The organism is Chloroflexus sp. (assembly GCF_034431535.1).
GTDB lineage: Bacteria > Chloroflexota > Chloroflexia > Chloroflexales > Chloroflexaceae > Chloroflexus.
On the sequence record NZ_DAOUDC010000079.1, the window covers coordinates 1 to 2,146 of the forward strand.

Genomic DNA, 2,146 nt, shown 5'->3' on the forward strand with positions numbered 1-2,146 from the left:
CCCACAACGGCCAGCGATCTTGAGCGGTATTTTGGGTGACTTGTTGCGTAATGGCTCCATCGCTAACGTTGAGGATATAAATCTCGAAATCGCCATCGCGGTCGCTGGCAAAGGCCAATTGGCGGCCATCGGGCGACCACGTCGGTGCGTCATCGGTGGCAGGGTGGTTGGTCAGGCGGCGGACATTGCTGCCATCAGCGTTCATGACGTAAATCTCCCAGTTGCCGTCGCGGTCACTGGCGAACGCGATCTGCTTGCCGTCGGGCGAGACGCGGGCGAAGCGGTCGTTGGCTAGGTTGTTCGTCAGGTTGCGGATGTTGATTAGTTCGGCGAAGAGTTGGGCTACCACCTGCCGCCGCACGATTGGCCGATACCGCAACTCGGCCCGGTAAATCTCGAAATTGCCGTCACAGTCGCTCACCCAATAGACCATGCGCCCGTCTGGCGACCATGCTGGCGTTTCGGAGCGACAGGCTGGCAGATCACGGGTTAGACGTATTGCGATAGGCAGACTGCCGGGAGCCGGGCCTGACCACAAGTTAAGGTCTGGGCGTCCGGTACGCTCTGAAACAACGAGAAGCTGGGTACCGTCAGGCGATACCATTGGATTGAATTCATTGACGGGTTTCGTGAGAAATTCCGGTAGTGTGTCTGGCGGCTGTTCGAGCTGATCACGAACGTCGATAGCGCTTATGCGAGTGGCTGATGCACCCGGTGCTGTCTCACTGATGCTAGCAGCGATGCTGTTGAGGGCATACACTTGGCGGTAGGCTGGTTGATCGCGCCGCGAATCGACTGCCAACATCTGTTGGGTAGGATCCCAACTACGCAACCACGAGTAGGCGACAGTTTCGGCATTATTGAAGGTGAGGTGCTCGCCACTGCCGTTGAAATTGGCACGGTAGAGTTCCCAGTGGCTACCGGTATCGATGTTCGAGGCGTAGATCAGCGGTGTGACCGGGTCGGGTGCGGCCCATGGCATACCGAGGTGCGGGTAGCGCCACTGGAAGTAGTGTTGACCGGCATTGCCCATCTCGACCTGATAGCCGGGCGGGTTGTCAGGGGTATAGGTCAACACGCGCCGCTCGAAGAGCTGCACGAGCACATCGCGTTCAGTATCACCGACGACAGCGCGGACCCAGTAGGGATCGGTGATCGGGTAGCCGATCGCAAAGAGCCAATCCACAATCGGGCCGGTGGTAACGCGGCCATTCTCGAGCACGCGCCCGCGTTGGGTCATAAAATCCCAAAAGATGCGTGGAATGTTGTGACCGGTAACGGTGCTGTATTGCACAATTGTGGTTTCAGGGCGGGCGAGATCGGGCCGTTCGCCGAGGTTGCCGTTGATATCGATCGTGGTGCTGACCCGTTGTTTCAGCCGTTCAGGATCACGGTAGGCAGGCCGGTACAGGTCAGGGAAGGTTGCGCGATCGGTAAATTGGCAATAGCCGGGTGAAGCTGGGTTGGCGCTGCGCGGATTACCGGCGACCGGTACGTCTGAACAACGATACTGGCGTGCATTGGCAGGGATATCACCCAACTGGATGCGGCCACTCACCATTTCGACCACTAATAAGCCATTGGTGACGATCCCATCGGCAGGCCGGTTTATCTCCATCCGTGCCTTATCAAAATATTGTACGGTACGGAGACTGTTGGGACTATCGGCGTAGAACTCAGCGTAATCAAACCACGGTTCCGGCCCCCAATACCACGTGCGCCCGCCGCGCACCGCCTCGCTGTCGGTGCGGGACCAGATCGCGGCGAAGCGCGGGTCGACAAATTCGTTACGGTTGGCGAAGGGCGCGGCTGAGAGGAATGTCGTGTTCGTCAGCATAGCAGCACCCAGTACGAGGATTACCATAACTCGATGAATGGTTCGCATTGCAGCACCTCCGTGATGAGGAGAGGGTTGTGGGTAGTACGGGCAGGTGTAAAACCTGTCCGTGCCTTGCTTGGCTGGTTGATGGCGGCGGGGCGGATTACTGTCCGCCCCGCCGAGAGGCGTGAAGGGGAGGGGATTGCCATCAGACCCTATGGGTGTGCAGGACGACTCACCACCGTGCGCCTCTACTGGGCCCACAACGGCCAGCGATCTTGAGCGGTATTTTGGGTGACTTGTTGCGTAATGGCTCCATCGCTAACG

Annotated in this window: 1 protein-coding gene; it reads right to left on the minus strand. The window is 58.7% G+C overall.

What is annotated here, in order from left to right; all coding sequences use genetic code 11:
* Positions 1-1,885 (minus strand): hypothetical protein (locus tag U9R61_RS19870; RefSeq protein ID WP_322490546.1); only part of this gene is annotated, 1,885 nt, incomplete at its 3' end.
* Positions 1,886-2,146 lie beyond the last annotated feature (261 nt).